The organism is Pseudomonas sp. Pseusp18 (assembly GCF_059506005.1).
Genome location: NZ_CP169240.1, coordinates 178,162 through 195,950 on the forward strand (window position 1 = coordinate 178,162; position 17,789 = coordinate 195,950).

Annotated in this window: 18 protein-coding genes; 13 read left to right on the forward strand and 5 right to left on the reverse strand. The window is 59.8% G+C overall.

Annotated elements, in window-relative coordinates; genetic code table 11:
• The first annotated feature begins 50 nt into the window (after positions 1-50).
• Both nudE and cysQ read left to right on the forward strand, forming a co-directional pair.
• Positions 51-617, forward strand: coding sequence for an ADP compounds hydrolase NudE (gene nudE, locus ACEN9A_RS00700; protein WP_018929298.1), 567 nt, complete (start codon positions 51-53; stop codon positions 615-617).
• The gene (cysQ, locus tag ACEN9A_RS00705) at positions 614-1,447 is read left to right on the forward strand and encodes a 3'(2'),5'-bisphosphate nucleotidase CysQ (RefSeq protein ID WP_019651490.1); all 834 of its coding nucleotides are present in this window, start codon (positions 614-616) and stop codon (positions 1,445-1,447) included. The genes nudE and cysQ overlap by 4 nt, the downstream gene beginning before the upstream one ends.
• A gap of 109 nt (positions 1,448-1,556) precedes the next feature.
• Here cysQ and ACEN9A_RS00710 read toward each other — a convergent pair whose 3' ends face one another.
• The 4 genes from ACEN9A_RS00710 to rfbC form a co-directional block, all read right to left on the reverse strand.
• Positions 1,557-2,012: a YiiD C-terminal domain-containing protein gene (locus ACEN9A_RS00710; RefSeq protein ID WP_019651489.1), complete on the reverse strand. Its 456-nt coding sequence runs from the start codon at positions 2,010-2,012 to the stop codon at positions 1,557-1,559.
• A gap of 40 nt (positions 2,013-2,052) precedes the next feature.
• Positions 2,053-3,447 (reverse strand): sigma-54-dependent transcriptional regulator, encoded by a 1,395-nt coding sequence (locus tag ACEN9A_RS00715; RefSeq protein WP_018929295.1) that lies wholly within the window; start codon positions 3,445-3,447, stop codon positions 2,053-2,055.
• Entirely contained in the window at positions 3,444-5,252 is a 1,809-nt protein-coding gene (locus tag ACEN9A_RS00720) for a sensor histidine kinase (protein ID WP_258671988.1), read from the reverse strand. Before ACEN9A_RS00720 ends, ACEN9A_RS00715 begins: the two co-directional genes overlap by 4 nt.
• A gap of 106 nt (positions 5,253-5,358) precedes the next feature.
• The gene (gene rfbC, locus ACEN9A_RS00725) at positions 5,359-5,904 is read right to left on the reverse strand and encodes a dTDP-4-dehydrorhamnose 3,5-epimerase (protein ID WP_258671989.1); all 546 of its coding nucleotides are present in this window, start codon (positions 5,902-5,904) and stop codon (positions 5,359-5,361) included.
• Positions 5,905-6,085: 181 nt separating this feature from the next.
• On the opposite strand from rfbC, the gene ACEN9A_RS00730 reads away from it, so the two are divergent.
• From ACEN9A_RS00730 to ACEN9A_RS00780, 11 genes are all read left to right on the forward strand, one after another.
• On the forward strand, positions 6,086-8,998 hold the full coding sequence (locus ACEN9A_RS00730) for an aminotransferase (protein ID WP_258671992.1): 2,913 nt from the start codon (positions 6,086-6,088) through the stop codon (positions 8,996-8,998).
• A gap of 208 nt (positions 8,999-9,206) precedes the next feature.
• A complete protein-coding gene (gene aguB / locus ACEN9A_RS00735; RefSeq protein WP_019581765.1) occupies positions 9,207-10,085 on the forward strand; it encodes an N-carbamoylputrescine amidase in 879 nt (292 codons plus the stop codon).
• A gap of 4 nt (positions 10,086-10,089) precedes the next feature.
• Positions 10,090-11,196: an agmatine deiminase gene (aguA, locus tag ACEN9A_RS00740; RefSeq protein ID WP_258671993.1), complete on the forward strand. Its 1,107-nt coding sequence runs from the start codon at positions 10,090-10,092 to the stop codon at positions 11,194-11,196.
• A 246-nt stretch (positions 11,197-11,442) separates the two neighbouring features.
• Positions 11,443-11,655 carry a hypothetical protein gene (locus ACEN9A_RS00745; RefSeq protein ID WP_018929289.1) on the forward strand — a complete coding sequence of 71 codons (213 nt, stop codon included), beginning with the start codon at positions 11,443-11,445 and terminating at the stop codon, positions 11,653-11,655.
• A 218-nt stretch (positions 11,656-11,873) separates the two neighbouring features.
• On the forward strand, positions 11,874-12,545 hold the full coding sequence (locus ACEN9A_RS00750; RefSeq protein ID WP_258671995.1) for a DsbA family protein: 672 nt from the start codon (positions 11,874-11,876) through the stop codon (positions 12,543-12,545).
• A gap of 17 nt (positions 12,546-12,562) precedes the next feature.
• On the forward strand, positions 12,563-12,958 hold the full coding sequence (locus ACEN9A_RS00755) for a nuclear transport factor 2 family protein (protein WP_258671996.1): 396 nt from the start codon (positions 12,563-12,565) through the stop codon (positions 12,956-12,958).
• A gap of 237 nt (positions 12,959-13,195) precedes the next feature.
• Complete coding sequence (locus ACEN9A_RS00760) at positions 13,196-14,482, forward strand: OprD family porin (RefSeq protein ID WP_258671997.1); 1,287 nt, start codon at positions 13,196-13,198, stop codon at positions 14,480-14,482.
• A gap of 230 nt (positions 14,483-14,712) precedes the next feature.
• Positions 14,713-15,459 (forward strand): 2OG-Fe dioxygenase family protein, encoded by a 747-nt coding sequence (locus tag ACEN9A_RS00765; RefSeq protein ID WP_258671999.1) that lies wholly within the window; start codon positions 14,713-14,715, stop codon positions 15,457-15,459.
• Between the two features lie 46 nt (positions 15,460-15,505).
• Positions 15,506-15,919 carry a GNAT family N-acetyltransferase gene (locus ACEN9A_RS00770; protein ID WP_177324976.1) on the forward strand — a complete coding sequence of 138 codons (414 nt, stop codon included), beginning with the start codon at positions 15,506-15,508 and terminating at the stop codon, positions 15,917-15,919.
• Positions 15,916-16,632: an AzlC family ABC transporter permease gene (locus ACEN9A_RS00775; RefSeq protein WP_019651478.1), complete on the forward strand. Its 717-nt coding sequence runs from the start codon at positions 15,916-15,918 to the stop codon at positions 16,630-16,632. Before ACEN9A_RS00770 ends, ACEN9A_RS00775 begins: the two co-directional genes overlap by 4 nt.
• Positions 16,611-16,928: an AzlD domain-containing protein gene (locus tag ACEN9A_RS00780; RefSeq protein WP_007939492.1), complete on the forward strand. Its 318-nt coding sequence runs from the start codon at positions 16,611-16,613 to the stop codon at positions 16,926-16,928. The genes ACEN9A_RS00775 and ACEN9A_RS00780 overlap by 22 nt, the downstream gene beginning before the upstream one ends.
• Here the strand turns inward: ACEN9A_RS00780 and ACEN9A_RS00785 are convergent.
• Complete coding sequence (locus ACEN9A_RS00785; protein ID WP_026346062.1) at positions 16,845-17,771, reverse strand: LysR family transcriptional regulator; 927 nt, start codon at positions 17,769-17,771, stop codon at positions 16,845-16,847. The two genes, ACEN9A_RS00780 and ACEN9A_RS00785, sit on opposite strands and share 84 nt — an antisense overlap.
• Between the last annotated feature and the right edge of the window lie 18 nt (positions 17,772-17,789).

Genomic DNA, 17,789 nt, shown 5'->3' on the forward strand with positions numbered 1-17,789 from the left:
CAATCAGGATAGGCCGGGTATAGTAACGCGTTCACGCCAAGGAGCTTCCCATGCGCCAGAAACCCACCATACTCGCCCGCGAAATCGTCGCCACCAGCCGATTATTCTGTGTCGAAGAGCTGAAATTGCGCTTTTCCAATGGCGTGGAGCGCACTTACGAGCGATTGGTCGGCAAAGGCGCTGGTTATGGTGCGGTGATGATCGTGGCGATGCTCGACGCGGACCACGCCGTGTTGGTGGAGGAATACTGCGGTGGCACCGATGCCTACGAATTGTCCCTCCCCAAAGGCTTGATCGAGCCGGGCGAAGACGTGCTGGCGGCGGCCGAGCGGGAGCTCAAGGAAGAGGCCGGGTATGGCGCGCGGCAACTGGAGCACCTGACCGAGTTGTCGTTGTCACCTGGCTACATGAGCCAGAAAATCCAGGTGGTGCTGGCCACCGATTTGTACGAAGAACGCCTGGAGGGTGACGAGCCCGAGCCGATGGGGATGGACAAGATCAACCTGCGGGAATTGTCGGCGTTGGCGCAGAACCCGCGATTCACCGAGGGCCGTGCCTTGGCGGCGCTGTATCTGGCCCGTGATCTGTTGACTCAGCGTGGGGTGTTCCTGCCATGAAGTTGAATTTTCCCCATCCGTTGATGGCACCGGTGGTAGAACTGGCATTGAAGGCTGGCGAGGCGATCCTGCCGTTCTGGCGCGTCAACGTTGCCGTGACGGCAAAGTCCGATGATTCCCCGGTCACAGCTGCCGACATGGCCGCTCACCATGTGATTCTTGCCGGGTTGACGGCGCTGGACCCGACTATTCCGGTGCTGTCCGAAGAGGATGCCAACATCCCCCAGAGCGTGCGTGCCGGCTGGCAGCGTTGGTGGTTGGTCGACCCACTGGACGGCACTAAGGAGTTCATCTCCGGCAGCGAAGAGTTCACCGTGAACATTGCGCTGATCGAGCAGGGGCGTGTGGTGTTCGGCGTGGTGTCGATGCCGACCAGCGGGCGTTTTTATGTAGGCGGTGCCGGGCTGGGTGCCTGGCGCGGCGATAAAGGCGCCGAGCCGTTGCCAATTCAGGTTCGCGAGGTGCCGGCTGCGGGTGAAGCCTTCACGGTGGTCGCCAGTCGTCGTCATTCGAGCCCTGAGCAGGAGCGCTTACTGGCGGGGTTGAGTGACAGTCTGGGCGAGCTGCAACTGGCGAATATCGGCAGCTCGCTGAAGTTTTGCCTGCTGGCGGAAGGGGCTGCGGATTGTTATCCGCGATTGGCGCCGACTTCGCAGTGGGACACGGCCGCGGCTCAAGGTGTGCTGGAAGGCGCCGGCGGTGAGGTGCTGGATTTGAGCGGCGCGCCGTTCTGTTATCCGGCGCGGGAATCGTTGCTGAATGAGTTCTTCCTGGCGCTGCCGGCTAAAGCGGCATGGCGGGAGAAACTATTGGCGCTCGCTCGGGCGTAAAGATCAAGAGATCGCAGCCTCGTTTCACTCGACAGCTCCTACAGGGGGCGCGCTTCTCTGTAGGAGCTGTCGAGTGCAACGAGGCTGCGATCTTTTAAGATCGTTTGCTTTACCGGTGAAGGACGTATTGCCCGGTAAACCTCACCGCATCCTCTTCACTCCCGGCATTCACGATCCGCGAATGCAGCGTCAACCGCGCTCGCCCATAGCGTCGATACATCGCCAGGAACTTCCTCCACACCGTCGCACTCGGTGTCTGGCAAATCGCTGTCGCGTCCATGGTGACCGGCAGCGGGTAGTTGATCTGCCCTTCCTGAATCACGATGTGCCCGTCTTCGATGCCTTCTTCACGCAAACGCAAATGCAGCCAGCCCCAGCCGGCCAGCACCGCGCCGCAATACAGGCTGCCACCGAACATGGTGCTCTTGTGATTGACGTTGGGCGCAAGCGGCAGATGCAGGCGCAGTTGTTGGTCGTGCCAGTCGAGCACTTTGAGGCCCATGTCCCGTGTGAGGGGGATGTCGCGATAGAGGATCGATTCCAGGTGACGACTGTCGCGGTTCATTCGCGGGCCTTTTGTTTGATGAGGATGATTTTACGGTAGCTCAATCGAGGTCGTCGGTATGGCTGCTGGTGCCGCCATCGGCGAAGTTCAGGCCATGCTTGCGCAGCTTGTCGTGCAGGGTTTTGCGCGGAATGCCGAGCGCTTCGGCGAGGCTGCGCACGGAGCTGTGCGAGCGCGCCAGTTCGGCGGCAATCAGGCTTTTCTCGAAGTTCTCGACTTGCTCGCTCAAGCCGCCGCTGACCACTTCAACCGTGGTGCCGACACCGCCATCCGGCGCACTGTTGTCCAGTGCCAGCTCCAGGCCCAGGGCAAAGCGCTCGGCGGCGTTCTGCAGTTCTCGCACGTTACCTGGCCAGCTGTGACGCAGCAGCAGCGCCCGTTGCCCCGGTTGCAGTTCGTGGGGCGGCAAGCCGTGGCGGGCGCTGGCTTCGTCAGCGAAATGCTGGAACAGCACCAGCGCATCTTCGCCCCGTTCGCGCAGTGGCGGAATGCGCAACGGCGCAACGTTCAGGCGGTAATACAGGTCGGCACGGAAGCGCCCCTGATCGGCGGATTGCCGCAGGTCTTCCTTGGTCGCGGCGATGATGCGGATGTCCAGCGGGATCAACTGATTGCCGCCCAGGCGTTCGACGACCCGCTCTTGCAGCAAACGCAGTAATTTCACCTGCACGTCCAGGCTCATGCTTTCGATTTCATCGAGGAACAACGTGCCGCCGTTGGCGAATTCGAACTTGCCGATGCGGCGCTTCTGCGCGCCGGTAAACGCGCCCGGTTCATGACCGAACAGCTCGCTTTCCACCACCGACTCGGCCAGGGCCCCGGCGTTGATTGCCACGAACGGGCCGTTACGCCGACTCGACAAGTCGTGCAGCGCGCGGGCCACCACTTCTTTGCCCGCACCGGTTTCGCCGAGGATCAGCACGTCGGCCTTGGTCGCCGCCAGTGCCCCGATCTGCTCGCGCAGGCGCAGCATCGGCGCCGATTGCCCGACCAGTCGAGCGCTCAGTTCGTTGCGATCGCTCAGGGCCAGTCGCAGGCTGCGGTTGTCCAGCACCAGACGGCGCAGGGCCAGGGCGCGACGTACGCTGTCGAGCAGGGCGTCACTGGCGAAAGGTTTTTCCAGAAAGTCATAAGCCCCGGCGCGCATGGCTTGCACCGCCAGGGGTACATCGCCGTGGCCGGTGATCAGCAGCACGGGCAGCTCCGGATCCTGGGCGTGGAGTTCGGTCAGTAGTTCGAGGCCGTCCATGCCCGGCATGCGGATGTCACTGACCACCACTCCCGGCCAGTCGCGTTCCAGTTGCCCGGCCAGGCCCTTGGCTTCAGCGAGCGGCAGGATCTTCAGGCCGGCCAGGTCCAGGGTCTGGCTCAGGGCCTGGCGCAGGTGGGGATCGTCGTCGATCAACACGACCTGGATGCGGTTGTCGATGGTCATGCACTTCGGTCCTCGGACGGTTGCAGGCTCACGCCCGGCGCGCCTGCGCGCAGCTTCAGGGTAATCAGGGCGCCGCCTTCCTTATGGTTGGAGAACGACAGTTCACCACCGAAGGCGCGCATCAGGGTGTCGCAGATCGCCAGCCCCAGCCCAAGTCCCTGAGTGCGGGTCTTGGTGGTGTAGAAGGGCTCGCCGGCACGACCCAGCGCTTCCAGGCAGAACCCGGGGCCGTTGTCGCGAATGTACAGAGTGACGCCGTCGGTGGTGGATTGGGCGCTCAACCAGAGTTTACGCGGCGGGCCTTTTTCCGTCAGCGCATCGAGCGCATTGGCCAGCAGATTGCCGAGTACCTGGCGCAGACGGGTTTCTCCGGCCTCGACCCACAGGGTGGCGGCCGGCAGGTCGCGGATCAGCTCGACTTCCATGCTGCGCCGACGTTTGGCCAGTAACGCCAGGGCGTCGTCCAGCGCCGGTTGCAGGGCCACGCTTTCCGGGGCGTGGCGATCACGTCGGGCGAAGGCGCGCAGGTGGGCGATGATCGACGCCATGCGCCCGGTCAGTTCGCTGATCAGCTTGAGGTTGCCGCGAGCATCCTCGGTGCGCTGATGATCGAGCAGCACTTCGGCGTTTTCCGCGTAGCTGCGGATTGCCGCCAGCGGTTGGTTGAGTTCATGACTGATACTCGCCGACATCGTCCCCAACGCCGAGAGCTTGCCGGCCTGTACCAGATCATCCTGAGCGCGTACCAGTTCTTGCTGGGCGTGTTCGCGCTCCAGCACTTCCTGTTTCAGTCGACGGTTGAGGCCCTCGAGGTCGCTGGTCCGTTCGGCGACCCGGCCTTCCAGTTCCTGGCGGGCCTTGGCTTCGAAGGCGATCCGCTCCAGGTAATGGCGTCGGCGTTGCATCATCAGGCCAAGCAGCAGCATCAATACCAGCAGCGTTGCGCCGCCGATGGCCACGACTGTGCGCACGGGGCGGTCGATCAGGGTGCGTGGAGCAAGGATACTGACACTCCAGCCGGTTTCTTCGATCTGCCGGGTTTGGGTCAGCCAGGCATTGGGGTCGAGACTCAACGGCTTTGGATCGCGGGTCGGATAGGGTTGAATCGCGGCGACGGCCTTGTTCTCCTCATCACTCAATGGACGGGTCGAGCGGAAACGCCATTCTGGCCGCGACGTGAGGATGACCACACCGTTGTGGTCGGTGACCAGCAGTTGTTCCGGGGTTTTGCCCCAGAGGCTTTCGGTGTGATCGAGGTCAACCTTGACCACCAACACGCCGATGATTTTTTCACGATCGTGTATCGCCGCGGCGAAGAAGTAACCGCGCTTGGCCGAGGTGGTGCCCAGGCCAAAGAAGCGCCCCAGGCGCCCGGCCATGGCTTCACTGAAATAAGGACGGAAAGAAAAATTGCGGCCGACGAAGCTGTCGTGTTTGTCCCAGTTGGAGGCCGCCAGCGTCTTGCCGGTGGTGTCCATCAGGTACATGACTTCGGCGCCGGTCTGGGCACTGATGTGTTTCAACAGACGATTGGCATTGCCTTGAATCACGCCCTCGTCGGGGGCGCCCAACGTCGCACGCAGGGCGGGCAGGTCGCCGAGAATCTGCGGCAGCACTTCATAGCGGTGCAGGGTACCCAGCAGGTTGGCGACGTAGAGGTCGAGGGTCTGACGGTTCTGCCCTGCCAGCTCGCTGCGGTAATAACGCTCGGCCAGATGCTCCAGCGGCCACAGCAAGGGTGCCAGGCACAACGCAAGCAGTGCCAGGCTGCGCCAGCGGGGTCTGCGGGGGAGGGTCGGTGTCATGAGCATCAAGCGCCTGTGGGTACAGACGCATTATGCCTAGGCTTGCGGGCGCAGTCTGCGCACCCTGGATCAAGTGCGCACTGGCGCTGAAAATTCAGACAGCAATTCAGGAAAAAACTTCAGCGTCCTTGAAGAACGCGGCGGACTGATCCTTGGCCGACAGCTGCGGTGTTTCGTCCAACTGCCAGTCGATGCCCAGATCCGGGTCGTCCCAGCGAATGCTGCGCTCGGCCGACGGTGTGTAGTAGTCGGTGGTTTTGTACAGGAACTCGGCGAAATCGCTCAGCACCACGAAACCATGGGCAAAACCTTCCGGTACCCAGAGCTGGCGATGGTTGTTGGCGGACAGGCGCACCGCGACCCATTTGCCGAAATGCGGCGAGCTGCGGCGAATGTCCACGGCCACGTCCAGCACTTCACCGACGGTGACGCGGACCAGTTTGCCCTGAGTGTTTTGCAGCTGGTAGTGCAAGCCGCGCAGTACGCCTTTTTGCGAGCGGGAATGGTTGTCCTGCACGAATCGGGTGTTCAGGCCGGTTGCTTCTTCGAAAGCCTTGGCGTTGAAGCTTTCATAGAAGAAGCCGCGCTCATCACCAAATACCTTGGGCTCGATGATCAGAACACCGGGCAGGTTGGTGGTGACCACATTCATGGTGTTTCTCCAGCAATAGGCGTTGATGGCCGACATTCTTACGCAAAGTGCCGGCAGGCGCGAGTGGGGCGGTGAAGAGAGTTGCTCACGCATTTGATTCAGGCCAACCAGGGAAGGGGGGTTGCGTATCGCCCCTGGCAGTGGCGATATAAGCGCCTAATAAAATTTCAGGGGTTGTTGTATGCCGCTCGCCACGTTGATTCACCGCGCCAGTCTGCCCAGCCCGCAAGTGTCCGCGGCGCAAGCGCTTGAGTTACTGGAAGAACATTACGGGCTGAGCGGACGGTTGCAGGCTCTTGGAAGCCAGCAGGATCTCAACTACCGCGTCGACAGCGAGCAGGGGCGTTTCGTCCTGAAAATCTGTCGTGGCGATTACTCGGTGCTGGAGCTGCAAGCCCAGCACGCAGGGCTCAAGCACTTGGCCGAACATCCCGGCGTGCAGGTGCCGCGAGTGATCCCGGCCAAAAATGGTACAGACCTGCTCTCCCTGGAGGTCGGTGGTCAAGCGGTGCATGTACGTCTGCTCGATTACATCGACGGCCAGTCCCTGACGCACCTCGACCATCTGAGCCAGGCAGTGGTCGCCGGTTTCGGTCGGCTCTGCGGCGAGATGGACCTGGCGCTGGCCGGCTTCGACCATCCTGGCCTTGAGCGCACCCTTCAATGGGACGCCCGCCACGCCAACGCGTTGATCGCGCATTTGCTGCCGGTGATCAAGGATGATCAGCAACGCAAGCTGATTGCTGAAGCGGCCGAGCAGGCCGAGCGCCATTTGCAGCCCTTGGTGGATAAGCTGCCGGTGCAGGCGATTCATATGGACATCACCGACGACAACGTGGTCTGGCAGCGAGATGCGCAGCGCCAATGGCAGTTGCAGGGTGTCATCGATTTCGGCGACCTGGTCCGAACCTGGCGGATCACCGATCTGTCGGTGACCTGTGCCGCGCTGCTGCACCATGCCGATGGCGATCCGTTCTACATTTTGCCGGCGGTTCGGGCCTATCACGCGATCAATCCGCTGCAACATGAAGAACTGCTGGCGCTCTGGCCGCTGATCGTTGCGCGCTCGGCGGTGTTGGTGCTGAGTGGCGAACAGCAGGTCAGCATTGATCCGGGAAACGAGTACAGTCGCGACAACCTGACCCATGAGTGGGAAATTTTCCGCGTGGCCATATCGGTGCCGCTGGCATTGATGGAGGCGGCGATTCTTGCCGCGGTTGGTCAAGGCCTGCCGAGCATAGGCAGCGAAGGCTTTGCTCCCTTGCTGCCGAGTCTGGTGGGGCGTGAGTTTGCCTTGATCGATCTGGGTGTCCTCAGCCCGCATTTCGAAGCGGGTAACTGGGAGCAGCAGGGGATCGATCTGCGTCTGTTGACGGAAGCCGCCGTAACTCATGGACTGGCGGCCAGTCGATATGGCCAATATCGTCTGTCCCAAACCCGACCGGACAGTGCCAGCGAACCAGACACTTTCCCATTGCATGTGGCGTTGCAAGTGCCTGACGGCACGGCGGTCGAAGCACCCTTTGCCGGGGTCATCCATATCGAAGGGGAGAGCCTGCTGCAACTGGACGGCCCAGAGCTCAGCGTCCGGTTGTGGGGTGTGACCCCATCGGTGCGTAGTGGCGCGGCATTGGTCAAAGGCCAGGTGCTGGGCTCTGTCAGCGGAGCGTTGATCGTACAGTTGTGCCGCAGTGCTCAGCTCGACGCACCGTTGTTTTGCACACCTTCGCGCGCTGCCGCCTGGCAGGCGTTGTGCCCCTCGCCGGCTGCGTTGCTGGGCCTGGCTTGCGATGCCGAAGAGGAGCTCGACCCGCAAACCTTGCTGGCCCGCCGCGATGCCAGTTTCGCCCGATCCCAGAAGCATTATTACGTCGATCCGCCACGCATCGAGCGTGGCTGGCGCAATCACCTGATCGACATGCAGGGCCGCTCCTACCTCGACATGCTCAATAACGTTGCGGTGTTGGGTCACGGTCATCCGCGCATGGCCGCCGTCGCCGGCCGTCAATGGTCGTTGCTCAACACCAACTCGCGTTTTCACTATGCCGCGATTGCCGAGTTTTCCGAGCGCTTGCTAAAGCTGGCACCGGACAACATGGATCGCGTATTCCTGGTCAACAGCGGCACCGAGGCCAATGACCTGGCGATTCGCCTGGCCTGGGCCTACAGCGGCGGTCGCGACATGCTCAGTGTGCTGGAGGCGTATCACGGCTGGTCGGTGGCGGCGGATGCGGTCTCGACTTCGATTGCCGACAACCCTAAGGCCTTGAGCAGCCGTCCCGATTGGGTGCACCCGGTGACTGCGCCGAACACCTATCGCGGCGAATTCCGTGGCCCGGACAGCGCGCCGGACTACGTGCGCAGCGTCGAACACAACCTGGCGAAAATCGCCGGGCAGAAACGCCAACTCGCCGGTTTCATCTGCGAGCCGGTGTATGGCAATGCCGGCGGCATCTCGCTACCACCGGGCTATTTGAAGCAGGTCTATGCACTGGTCCGTGCTCAAGGCGGGGTGTGCATCGCCGATGAGGTGCAGGTCGGTTACGGCCGCATGGGTGAATTTTTCTGGGGCTTTGAAGAGCAGGGCGTGGTGCCGGACATCATCACCATGGCCAAAGGCATGGGTAACGGCCAGCCGTTGGGCGCCGTCATTACCCGCCGGGAGATCGCCGAAGCGCTGGAGGCCGAGGGTTATTTCTTCTCGTCCGCTGGCGGCAGCCCGGTCAGTTGCCGGATCGGCATGGCGGTGCTGGATGTGATGGAAGAAGAAAAACTCTGGGAAAACGCCCAGGTCGTGGGCGGGTACTTCAAGGAACGTCTTGAAGCCTTGATCGACCGGCATCCGTTGGTGGGGGCGGTGCATGGTTCCGGTTTCTATCTGGGCGTGGAGTTGGTCCGCAATCGCGAAACCCTTGAGCCGGCGACCGAAGAAACCACGGCGTTGTGCGATCGCCTTCGTGAGTTGGGGATTTTCATGCAGCCGACGGGTGATTACCTGAACATTCTCAAGATCAAACCGCCGATGGTCACGTCGCGGCAGAGTGTGGACTTCTTTGTGGACATGCTGTCGAAGGTGCTGGGCGAAGGTTTGTAGGCAGCTCGCAGAGGTTGTAAATGTCGATTGTTATCGGGAATTTTTGAGGTTATTTAGAGGTGGTGGATATTTATTGCTTTTAAAGCCGATTTTTATCGGCTATAAAGTCACCACTGCCCACGGTGTGGACGAACCACGCCCGGTGATTCCCGTTCTGTCATCGGTCGATGCCACACTGACCCTCAAGCACTTGCCCAGGAGATGATTCATGAGTCGTATCGTTACCGTCGCCGCCACCCAGATGGCCTGTTCCTGGGACCTCGAAGCCAACATCGAGACCGCTGAAAAGCTGGTCCGTGAGGCAGCGGCCAAAGGTGCGCAAATCATCCTGATCCAGGAACTGTTCGAGGCTCCGTACTTCTGCCAGAAGCCGAACCCGGACTACCTGCAACTGGCCACGACGGTAGAAGACAACGTTGCCATCAAGCACTTCCAGAAAGTCGCCAAGGAACTGCAAGTGGTGCTGCCGATCAGCTTCTACGAATTGGCCGGTCGCGCGCGCTTCAACAGCATCGCGATCATCGATGCCGACGGCAGCAACCTCGGGATTTATCGTAAAAGCCACATCCCGGATGGCCCTGGCTACCACGAAAAGTACTACTTCAACCCGGGCGATACCGGTTTCAAAGTGTGGAACACCCGTTACGCGAAAATCGGCGTGGGCATCTGCTGGGATCAGTGGTTCCCTGAGTGCGCCCGCAGCATGGCGCTGCAAGGCGCGGAAATTCTGTTCTACCCGACTGCCATTGGCAGTGAGCCGCACGACAAGACCATTTCGTCCCGTGACCACTGGCAGCGCGTGCAACAGGGCCATGCCGGTGCCAACCTGATGCCGCTGATCGCCAGCAACCGCATCGGCAATGAAGAGCAGGACGGCTACGACATTACCTTCTACGGCTCGTCGTTCATCGCCAACCAGTTTGGCGAGAAGGTCCAAGAGCTGAACAAAACCGAAGAAGGCATTCTGGTTCACAGCTTCGACCTCGATGAGCTGGAGCACATTCGCAGCGCCTGGGGTTCGTTCCGCGACCGTCGTCCGAACCTGTACGGCGCGATCAAAACCCTCGACGGTTCCCTGGAGTCCTGAAGCCATGACCACTTTGAACAGCACCCCTCGCGCCGACGGCTTTTACATGCCTGCCGAGTGGGCACCCCAAACCCAGACCTGGATGGTCTGGCCCGAGCGTCCGGACAACTGGCGCCTGGGTGGCAAACCGGCGCAAGCCGCGCATGTCGCAGTGGCCAAGGCCATCGCGCGTTTCGAACCGGTGACCGTAGCGGTCTCCGCTGGCCAGTACGAAAATGCCCGCGCCCGTCTCGATGTGCCGAATATTCGTGTGGTGGAGATGTCCAGCGATGACGCCTGGGTTCGAGATACCGGCCCGACGTTCGTCATCAATAACAGTGGCGAAGTCCGTGGCGTGGATTGGGACTTCAATGCCTGGGGCGGTTTCGACGGTGGTTTGTATTCGCCGTGGAACCGTGACTCGCAGGTGGCGGGCAAGATCCTCGAAATCGAGCGCAGCCCGCGCTACCGCACCGAGGGTTTTGTGCTCGAAGGCGGCTCGATTCATGTCGATGGCGAAGGTACCCTGATCACCACCGAAGAGTGCCTGCTCAACCGCAATCGCAATCCGCACATGAGCCGTGAGCAAATCGAAGCGGTGCTCAGCGCAAACCTGGCTGTGGATAAGATCATCTGGCTGCCGGACGGTTTGTTCAACGACGAAACCGACGGCCATGTGGATAACTTCTGCTGCTACGTGCGTCCAGGTGAAGTGTTGCTGGCCTGGACCGACGACCCGCAGGACCCGAACTTCCCGCGCTGCCAGGCGGCCATGAACGTGCTGCAAAACAGCACCGATGCCAAGGGGCGCTCGTTCACGGTGCACAAAATGCCGATTCCGGGGCCGCTGTATGCGACCGAAGAAGAGTGCGCAGGTGTGGACCCGGTGGACGGCACTCAGGAGCGCAATCCGACCGTGCGTCTGGCCGGCTCTTATGTGAACTTCCTGATCGTCAACGGTGGGATCATCGCGCCAAGCTTCGATGACCCACTGGACGGGCCGGCCAAAGAGATTTTGCAGAACCTGTTCCCGCAGCACGAAGTCGTCATGGTGCCGGGTCGCGAACTGTTACTTGGGGGCGGTAACATTCATTGCCTTACCCAACAACAGCCCGCTCCGCACAAAGAGTGAGTGAGGTCGTAACAGCTTGAGTTGATTGAAAAATCGATTGAGCAACGGTTTAGCCTCTTCGTTTTGCACAAAGCCCGCAGCCCATCAGGACTGCGGGCTTTTTTTGTATCCACTTATCGACACTTCGAAAACATTGGCATAGCTCTTGTATCTTCGAAGGCGCAACACGGGGAGGGAGAGAACTTCGATGTTCTGTCATAAACCTTGGATAAGTTAGCCGCTCACAAACCAGGAGAGAGCGCTGAGATGAACGCCGAAATGAACGTAGTGGGCGAGCGGGCACTGCATCCCCTGGCAGTTAACAGCGAATCGCTTCAAGTCCTGGCACAGTGGTTGAAGTCCAATGGAACGCGTCAGATCAGAGAACCTGATCCGCGCCGGATGATGATCGAGCGCTATCCCGCTGGTTTATTCAGCGAGGCGGAACTGGAAGCATTGTGGGATGTGATGGAAGGATAAGAAGAAAAACAACGGATTGATAAAGGCGCTGCCGGGAAGGCGGCGCTTTTTTATGCCCGTTGGAAAAGTGGATGCCTGCAAGATCGGAGGTGCCGGTCACTAGGGGCATTCGACCGATTCAAGAAACAGACTGAAAGTCATTCCAGCGTTTTTCCGAAACTGTCTGGGGATTAATCTGCCGGCATCGAGTTTTTCTACTTTGTTGCCGGAGTCTTCCCATGATCCTTCACTATATTTACGACCCATTGTGCGGTTGGTGCTACGGCGCCAAACCCTTGGTGCAAGCTGCCCAAGCCGTGTTGCCGGTGATCGGCCACGGGGGCGGCATGATGAGCGGTGCCAATCGTCAAACCGTTTCGCCACAACTACGCAATTACGTCATGCCCCATGACCGACGTATCGCCGAGTACACCGGCCAGCCGTTCGGCGAGGCGTATTTTGAGGGATTGCTGCGTGATGGGACGGCGGTGTTCGATTCCACGCCGCCGATTGCCGCCGTGCTGGCAGCCGAGCAGATCGCCGGGCGCGGACTGGAGTTGCTGGGGCGTTTGCAGACGGCTCATTACGTGGAAGGTCGACGCATCGCTGACGAGGCTGTTTTGCTTGAACTCGCCGCACAGACAGGTCTTGAGCCCGAGGCTTTCCAGCAGGCATTTAGTGCAGCCGATACCGATCGCCATATCAAGGACAGCCGCGCACTCTTGGCCCGTGTCGGCGGTCAGGGCTTCCCTACCTTCGCGCTGGAACTGGATGGCCAGTTCACCCTGGTCGATATCGGCCCCTGGCTCGGCAAGCCGCAAGCCTTCGCCCAATGGTTGAGCCAGTCGCTTTCGGCAACAGAGTCTTCATCCGCGTTTCAAACCTGTGGCCTCGACGGCTGCGCCCATTGAACTCACCTGGAGTCACCATGGATAACCTGAGCCTGATCAAAAGCACCTACGAAGGCGTCAACTCCCAGGAGAATGCGCGCAACACCGCGGCGGCGCTGGCCGATGACGCCCGCTGGACCGAAGCGGCGGGTTTCCCCTGCGCCGGGACCTACGTCGGTTTCGACGCTATCGTCGAAAACGTCTTCAAGCGTCTGGCCACTGAGTGGGAAGATTTTCAGTTCAAGGTCGAGAACTACGTCGCTCAGGGCGACAAGGTATTTGCCTACGGCAATTACAGCGGCGTCTATAAAGCCACCGGTCGTGCGATGAATGCCCGAGTCGCGCACTTGTGGACTCTGGCCGACGGAAAAGTCACCCATTTCGAACAATTCGTCGACAGCCATGTCGTGCAATTGGCTATCGCTGACAAGTGATTTCTTAGACGATTTTCGCCTATTTACAGAAGATTCACGAAATTGACACATCATTAAGGGCGCAGATAGGATGCGCCCCAACGCCTGTGGCTAACCGCCACGACTGACAAAACAATAAAAGGCCCGCCGCGAATTTTCGTGGGCGGGCCTTTTTGTTTTTGCGGTGAAAAAAGAGCGCGATAGCGCCGTTTCAGCTGTTTGGCACAGAGCGTATCAACCCGTAATAAGGAAAATAACATGTTGAACAAGCGAATCAGCCTGATCGCACTGGGGATGTTGAGCACCACACAGGCCATGGCTAACGACCAGGCCGAATCCAAGGGTTTTGTTGAAGACAGCAGCCTGAAAGTGCTGCTGCGCAACGCCTACATCAATCGTGACTATAAAGATGGCAACCCGGACAAAGCCGAATGGGGCCAAGCGGCCATCGGTACTTACTCGTCCGGTTTCACCCAAGGCACCGTCGGTGTGGGTGTGGATGCCTTCGGTCTGTACGCACTGCGCCTGGACGGCGGCAAAGGCCGCAGCGGCGCCGGTGGTATCGACTTCTTCAAGCAGGGCGACAGCGGCAACGCGGCGGATGACCTGTCCAAGTTCGGTGGCGCGGTCAAATTCCGTATCTCCAGCACCGTGCTGACCTATGGTGACCAGATGCCGGCCCTGCCGGTGCTGAACTACGACAACTCTCGCCTGCTGCCTGAAAGCTATACCGGCACTTTGATCACCTCCAAAGAGATCAAAGGCCTGGAGCTGAACGCCGGTCGCTTCACCGCCGAATCGCGCAAAAGCGCTGAAGGCCGTGACAGTGGTGGCTTGAAGTCGATCAACGTATTGGGCGGTAGCTACCAGTTCACCGAACAGTTCAAGGCAGCGCTGTACGCTTCCGACGTCGAAGACGTACTGAAGAAACAATACGTGAACGCCAACTACGTATTCCCGATCGCCAAGGATCAGTCCCTGACCCTGGACTTCAACGGCTATCGCACCAAGCTGGACAACTCCTACGTCCGGGAAAACGGTGTCACCGGCGACGACAACAAAATCTGGAGCCTGGCAGCGACCTTCGCCACTGGCCCGCACTCGTTCACCCTCGCCCACCAGCGCAGCACCGGCGACAGCAACCTGGGTTATGCCTACGGTGGCTATCAGCGCGGCCAAAACCGCGTCGGCGACGGCGGCAACACCATATACCTGGCGAACTCCTACTGGTCCGACTTCAACGCCGAAGACGAACGCAGCTGGCAGCTGGGTTACGGTCTGGACTTCGGCGCCTTCGGCGTTCCGGGCCTGAGCTACAACGTGGCCTACGTGCGCGGCGACAACATCACCACTTCCACCAGCGAAGGCGGCACCGAGCGCGAGATCTTCAACCAGTTCAAGTACGTCGTGCAGAGTGGCCCGGCCAAAGACCTGAGCGTGAAGGTACGCAGCTCGATCCTGCGTGTGTCGCAGAAATCCAGCGAGTACAACGTCAGCGGCAACGAACTGCGCGTATTCGTGGATTACCCGATCAACATCTTCTGATGATCGGCTGAGTTGTTCAGACTCGATAAAAACCCTGACTGGTTCGGGGTTTTTTTGCCTCATAACCATATAAAAACACCGAAAACGGCTGTTTTCGATCGTAAAAAGTCGAATTGGAGCAACTTTATCCTGCGTTTCAAGCAACGCTTGATATGCCTGAAATTCTTTCTCATGGGCCGTCAATCCGGCACCTACTAGATTAGGCCGCTTAATGCAGCGGAGACCTAGTAATGATCGTGTTGAACAGAGAAGTTGGCGAATCGCTACGGCGCGACAAGTATGTCAACGTCCAGGGAGCCGACTTCAACCTCTTCGGTCATTTTTCCGACTTCGTCAGATTGACCAAAAGTTGGGAAAACATGGAGCCGGACAGTTATTACGGCCAAGCCGATGCGGGCATGCGTTTTCGTCGCTACAGCGATTTTGAATACAACCCGGTCACCCGTGACTTGAAGCAATTGGAACATCGCGCCTACGTGCAATCGAAGGCCAACAACAGCTACGTCGGTGGACTGGAGCGGCACTTCCAGGACTTCTCCAATGAAGTCATTAATTCGCCGGTGATGCGCAGCCTGATCGATACGGATTTCGAGGTGTACAAACACGTATTGCCGCCGGAACTGCACGACGAAATCTGGCAATGCCAGATTCATCAGATCCGCATCGAGATCAAGCCGGGCAAGCAACTGGAAATTACCCCGGAAGGTATCCACTGCGACGGTTATCCGTTCAGCGGTGTGCATTTCTGGGGGCGTAACAATGTGGACGGGGCGGAGAGCCGTTTGTATTCGGCCCAAGAGGAACAGTTGGCGGCAACGACCTATCTGGAAATCCTCGACACCACCTACTTCCTCGATCGCGACATGCGTCACTACGTGACACCGGCACGCAACACCCATGCTCACGAAATGGCCTATCGGCAGATTCTGGCCATTTCCTTCTCGCGGCCCGGGACCGCTTTCGACATTGTTCGCTGAACAGTTCGACCCCATGATGAACATCGCCGAGTGCTCTGCACCGGTGATGCTGCGACGCGCGACGGCCAAGGATGCCCAACGCCTGGAGCGCTTCTTTCGGCAATTCGAAGAAGTGTCGTTCTGTGAATGGCAGGACGCCAAATGCCTGCGCGGTGTGCTGGTGCAGAAAACCACCACCGCGTTCCTCGCACTCGATGTCAGTGGCGAAGTGGTCGGCGCGGTGTTGGGCGGCATGCTTGGCAGCCGTGGCACCATCAATCACCTGGCGGTGAGCCCGTTGTATCGCAGCCAGGGCGTCGGTCAGCGTCTGGTGGAAGCGGCCTCGGCGGACATGAAACGGGTGGGTGTGCTGCGGATGTTCCTGTTCGTCGACGATGCTAACCTTGCCGGCAAACGTTTTTGGAGTGCCCAGGGCTTTTGTGAGCCGCGCGGCGAAACTACCTTTGAGAGGGACCTATGAATGAGACGTCCAGCAGCCAGCCGCTGATGGTCGAGCCCCAGCCCTCGCGCACGTTTGCTGAAGCCAGCCCGGTGGTTGCGGGCTACTTCACGGTGTCGTTTGTGTTCGGTCTGATGGCCGTCAATGCCGGGATGCCCGTGTGGCTGCCGGTCGCGATGTGCCTGTTCGTCTACGCCGGTGCCTCGCAGTTCGCCGCTCTGGCGCTGATCTCCAGCGGCGCGTCGCTGACCACTATCATCCTCACCACGTTTCTGATCAACGCGCGGCACATGCTGATGTCGGTCTACATGGCCAAGGCCCTGCAGGCGATGGGGCTCAGCCGTCTGGAACGCTGGTGTTATGCCGGTGGGCTGACCGATGAATCGTTCGCCTTCCACAGCGTCAAACTGGGCAAGGGCTCGCCGGTCAATGTGCGTTACCTGATCGGCTTCAATCTGTATTGCCACACCTCGTGGGTACTCGGCGGTTTGCTGGGGGCGATCTGCGCGCAGTACGCGGCGCACCTGATCAAATATCAGCTCGACTATGCACTGACCGCGATGATGCTCTACGTGCTGGTATCGCTCTGCAACACCCGCAACAAACTGATCGCTGCACTGGCCGCGGTCGCTTGCATGGGGGCACTGAGCCTGATTGGCAACTCACCCTTCAACGTATTCATCGCCACATTCGTGGGCTGCGGAGTGGGTGTATGCCTGACCAAACGTTCCTGATCCTGGTCGTCGCGCTGATGATGGCCGTGACATTCCTGCCACGCGCGTTACCGCTGCAGGTGAACACCGATCATTGGCCACCTCTGGTCGCCCGGGCGCTGGAATACCTGCCGGTGGCGATCGTGGCTGCCATCAGCCTCACGCCCCTGTTGATCAAGGATCAGCATGTGCAGCTCGATCGCCCGGAATTTTATGCAGCCATTCCGACGTTGTTATGTGCGTATTTCAGCAAAAACCTCTTTCTCTCCGTTGCGGTGGGAACGGCTGCGTACATTGCGCTCGGCTCGTTCATGTAACGGCAGATCGACCACTTCATTCAAGGCCTGACCCGACAACTCGGGATTATTGATCGCCAGCCGCACTTCGAGGGAATCCTCGAACCCCGGGAAGATGGTCAGGCCGTTACGCAGGGCCGCCTCACGGGAAACCATGCCCAGGCCGTCCATTTGCGTGATCAACGATAGGGTCAGGGTTTCACTGCAGGAATAGATCATCCGCTTGCCTGACTCGTAGTTGCCAAGGCCTGCGTCGAGAAAGCGCAAGAAGCTGTGGGAGTACGGACAGTCGTCGGCCGGCCGAACCTGAAATTTATTGCCAAGTAGCACCAGCGGGTCGTTTTCCTGACCGCAATGAGCACCGACCACCTGCACTTGCACATCGGGCAGGGCAATGCTGGGCAACCCCGGCTGTTGCGGCCCGATCAGCACGGCCAGGTCGAAGTCCTCATTCTTCAATTTACTGAGGTTTTCCATCGACTCGGCGTAGCTGAATTCCAGCTGATAATCAGGAAACACCTCGATGAGGCGTCCGATCATTCGCCGGTTGAAGTCGGCCGAGAGCGTGGTGTTAAGCGCAACCTTGAGCGTGCGCTGCCCGGGCACCTTGAGCGCGGCGACTTTCTCTTCCAGCTGCCGCGTGGCGACCAACACTTTGTCCATGTAGGGCGTGAGCTCCGTGCCCTGTGTGGTCAGGGTCAGCCCCTTGTTGGAGCGACGAAACAACCGAAAACCGAACTGCTCTTCGACCTTGTTCAACTGCGCGGCCAATGCCTGCACGGTCAAAAAGGAATGCTCTGCCGCCGCCGACAACGAGCCGGTCTGCACGATGCGCATAAGGTTGCGTAAGGTTCTGCTATCCATTTGGGTAATGCCCTCTAA

Bases quoted from the DNA above. Each gene is read 5' to 3' on its own strand.
- ACEN9A_RS00765 (WP_258671999.1), top strand. From the start codon at position 14,713: ATGATCGTGTTGAACAGAGAAGTTGGCGAATCGCTACGGCGCGACAAG.
- aguA (WP_258671993.1), top strand. From the start codon at position 10,090: ATGACCACTTTGAACAGCACCCCTCGCGCCGACGGCTTTTACATGCCT.
- aguB (WP_019581765.1), top strand. From the start codon at position 9,207: ATGAGTCGTATCGTTACCGTCGCCGCCACCCAGATGGCCTGTTCCTGG.
- ACEN9A_RS00785 (WP_026346062.1), bottom strand. From the start codon at position 17,771: ATGGATAGCAGAACCTTACGCAACCTTATGCGCATCGTGCAGACCGGC.
- ACEN9A_RS00770 (WP_177324976.1), top strand. From the start codon at position 15,506: ATGCTGCGACGCGCGACGGCCAAGGATGCCCAACGCCTGGAGCGCTTC.
- nudE (WP_018929298.1), top strand. From the start codon at position 51: ATGCGCCAGAAACCCACCATACTCGCCCGCGAAATCGTCGCCACCAGC.
- ACEN9A_RS00760 (WP_258671997.1), top strand. From the start codon at position 13,196: ATGTTGAACAAGCGAATCAGCCTGATCGCACTGGGGATGTTGAGCACC.
- ACEN9A_RS00720 (WP_258671988.1), bottom strand. From the start codon at position 5,252: ATGACACCGACCCTCCCCCGCAGACCCCGCTGGCGCAGCCTGGCACTG.
- ACEN9A_RS00710 (WP_019651489.1), bottom strand. From the start codon at position 2,012: ATGAACCGCGACAGTCGTCACCTGGAATCGATCCTCTATCGCGACATC.
- ACEN9A_RS00775 (WP_019651478.1), top strand. From the start codon at position 15,916: ATGAATGAGACGTCCAGCAGCCAGCCGCTGATGGTCGAGCCCCAGCCC.
- ACEN9A_RS00730 (WP_258671992.1), top strand. From the start codon at position 6,086: ATGCCGCTCGCCACGTTGATTCACCGCGCCAGTCTGCCCAGCCCGCAA.
- rfbC (WP_258671989.1), bottom strand. From the start codon at position 5,904: ATGAATGTGGTCACCACCAACCTGCCCGGTGTTCTGATCATCGAGCCC.
- ACEN9A_RS00715 (WP_018929295.1), bottom strand. From the start codon at position 3,447: ATGACCATCGACAACCGCATCCAGGTCGTGTTGATCGACGACGATCCC.
- cysQ (WP_019651490.1), top strand. From the start codon at position 614: ATGAAGTTGAATTTTCCCCATCCGTTGATGGCACCGGTGGTAGAACTG.
- ACEN9A_RS00745 (WP_018929289.1), top strand. From the start codon at position 11,443: ATGAACGCCGAAATGAACGTAGTGGGCGAGCGGGCACTGCATCCCCTG.
- ACEN9A_RS00750 (WP_258671995.1), top strand. From the start codon at position 11,874: ATGATCCTTCACTATATTTACGACCCATTGTGCGGTTGGTGCTACGGC.
- ACEN9A_RS00755 (WP_258671996.1), top strand. From the start codon at position 12,563: ATGGATAACCTGAGCCTGATCAAAAGCACCTACGAAGGCGTCAACTCC.
- ACEN9A_RS00780 (WP_007939492.1), top strand. From the start codon at position 16,611: ATGCCTGACCAAACGTTCCTGATCCTGGTCGTCGCGCTGATGATGGCC.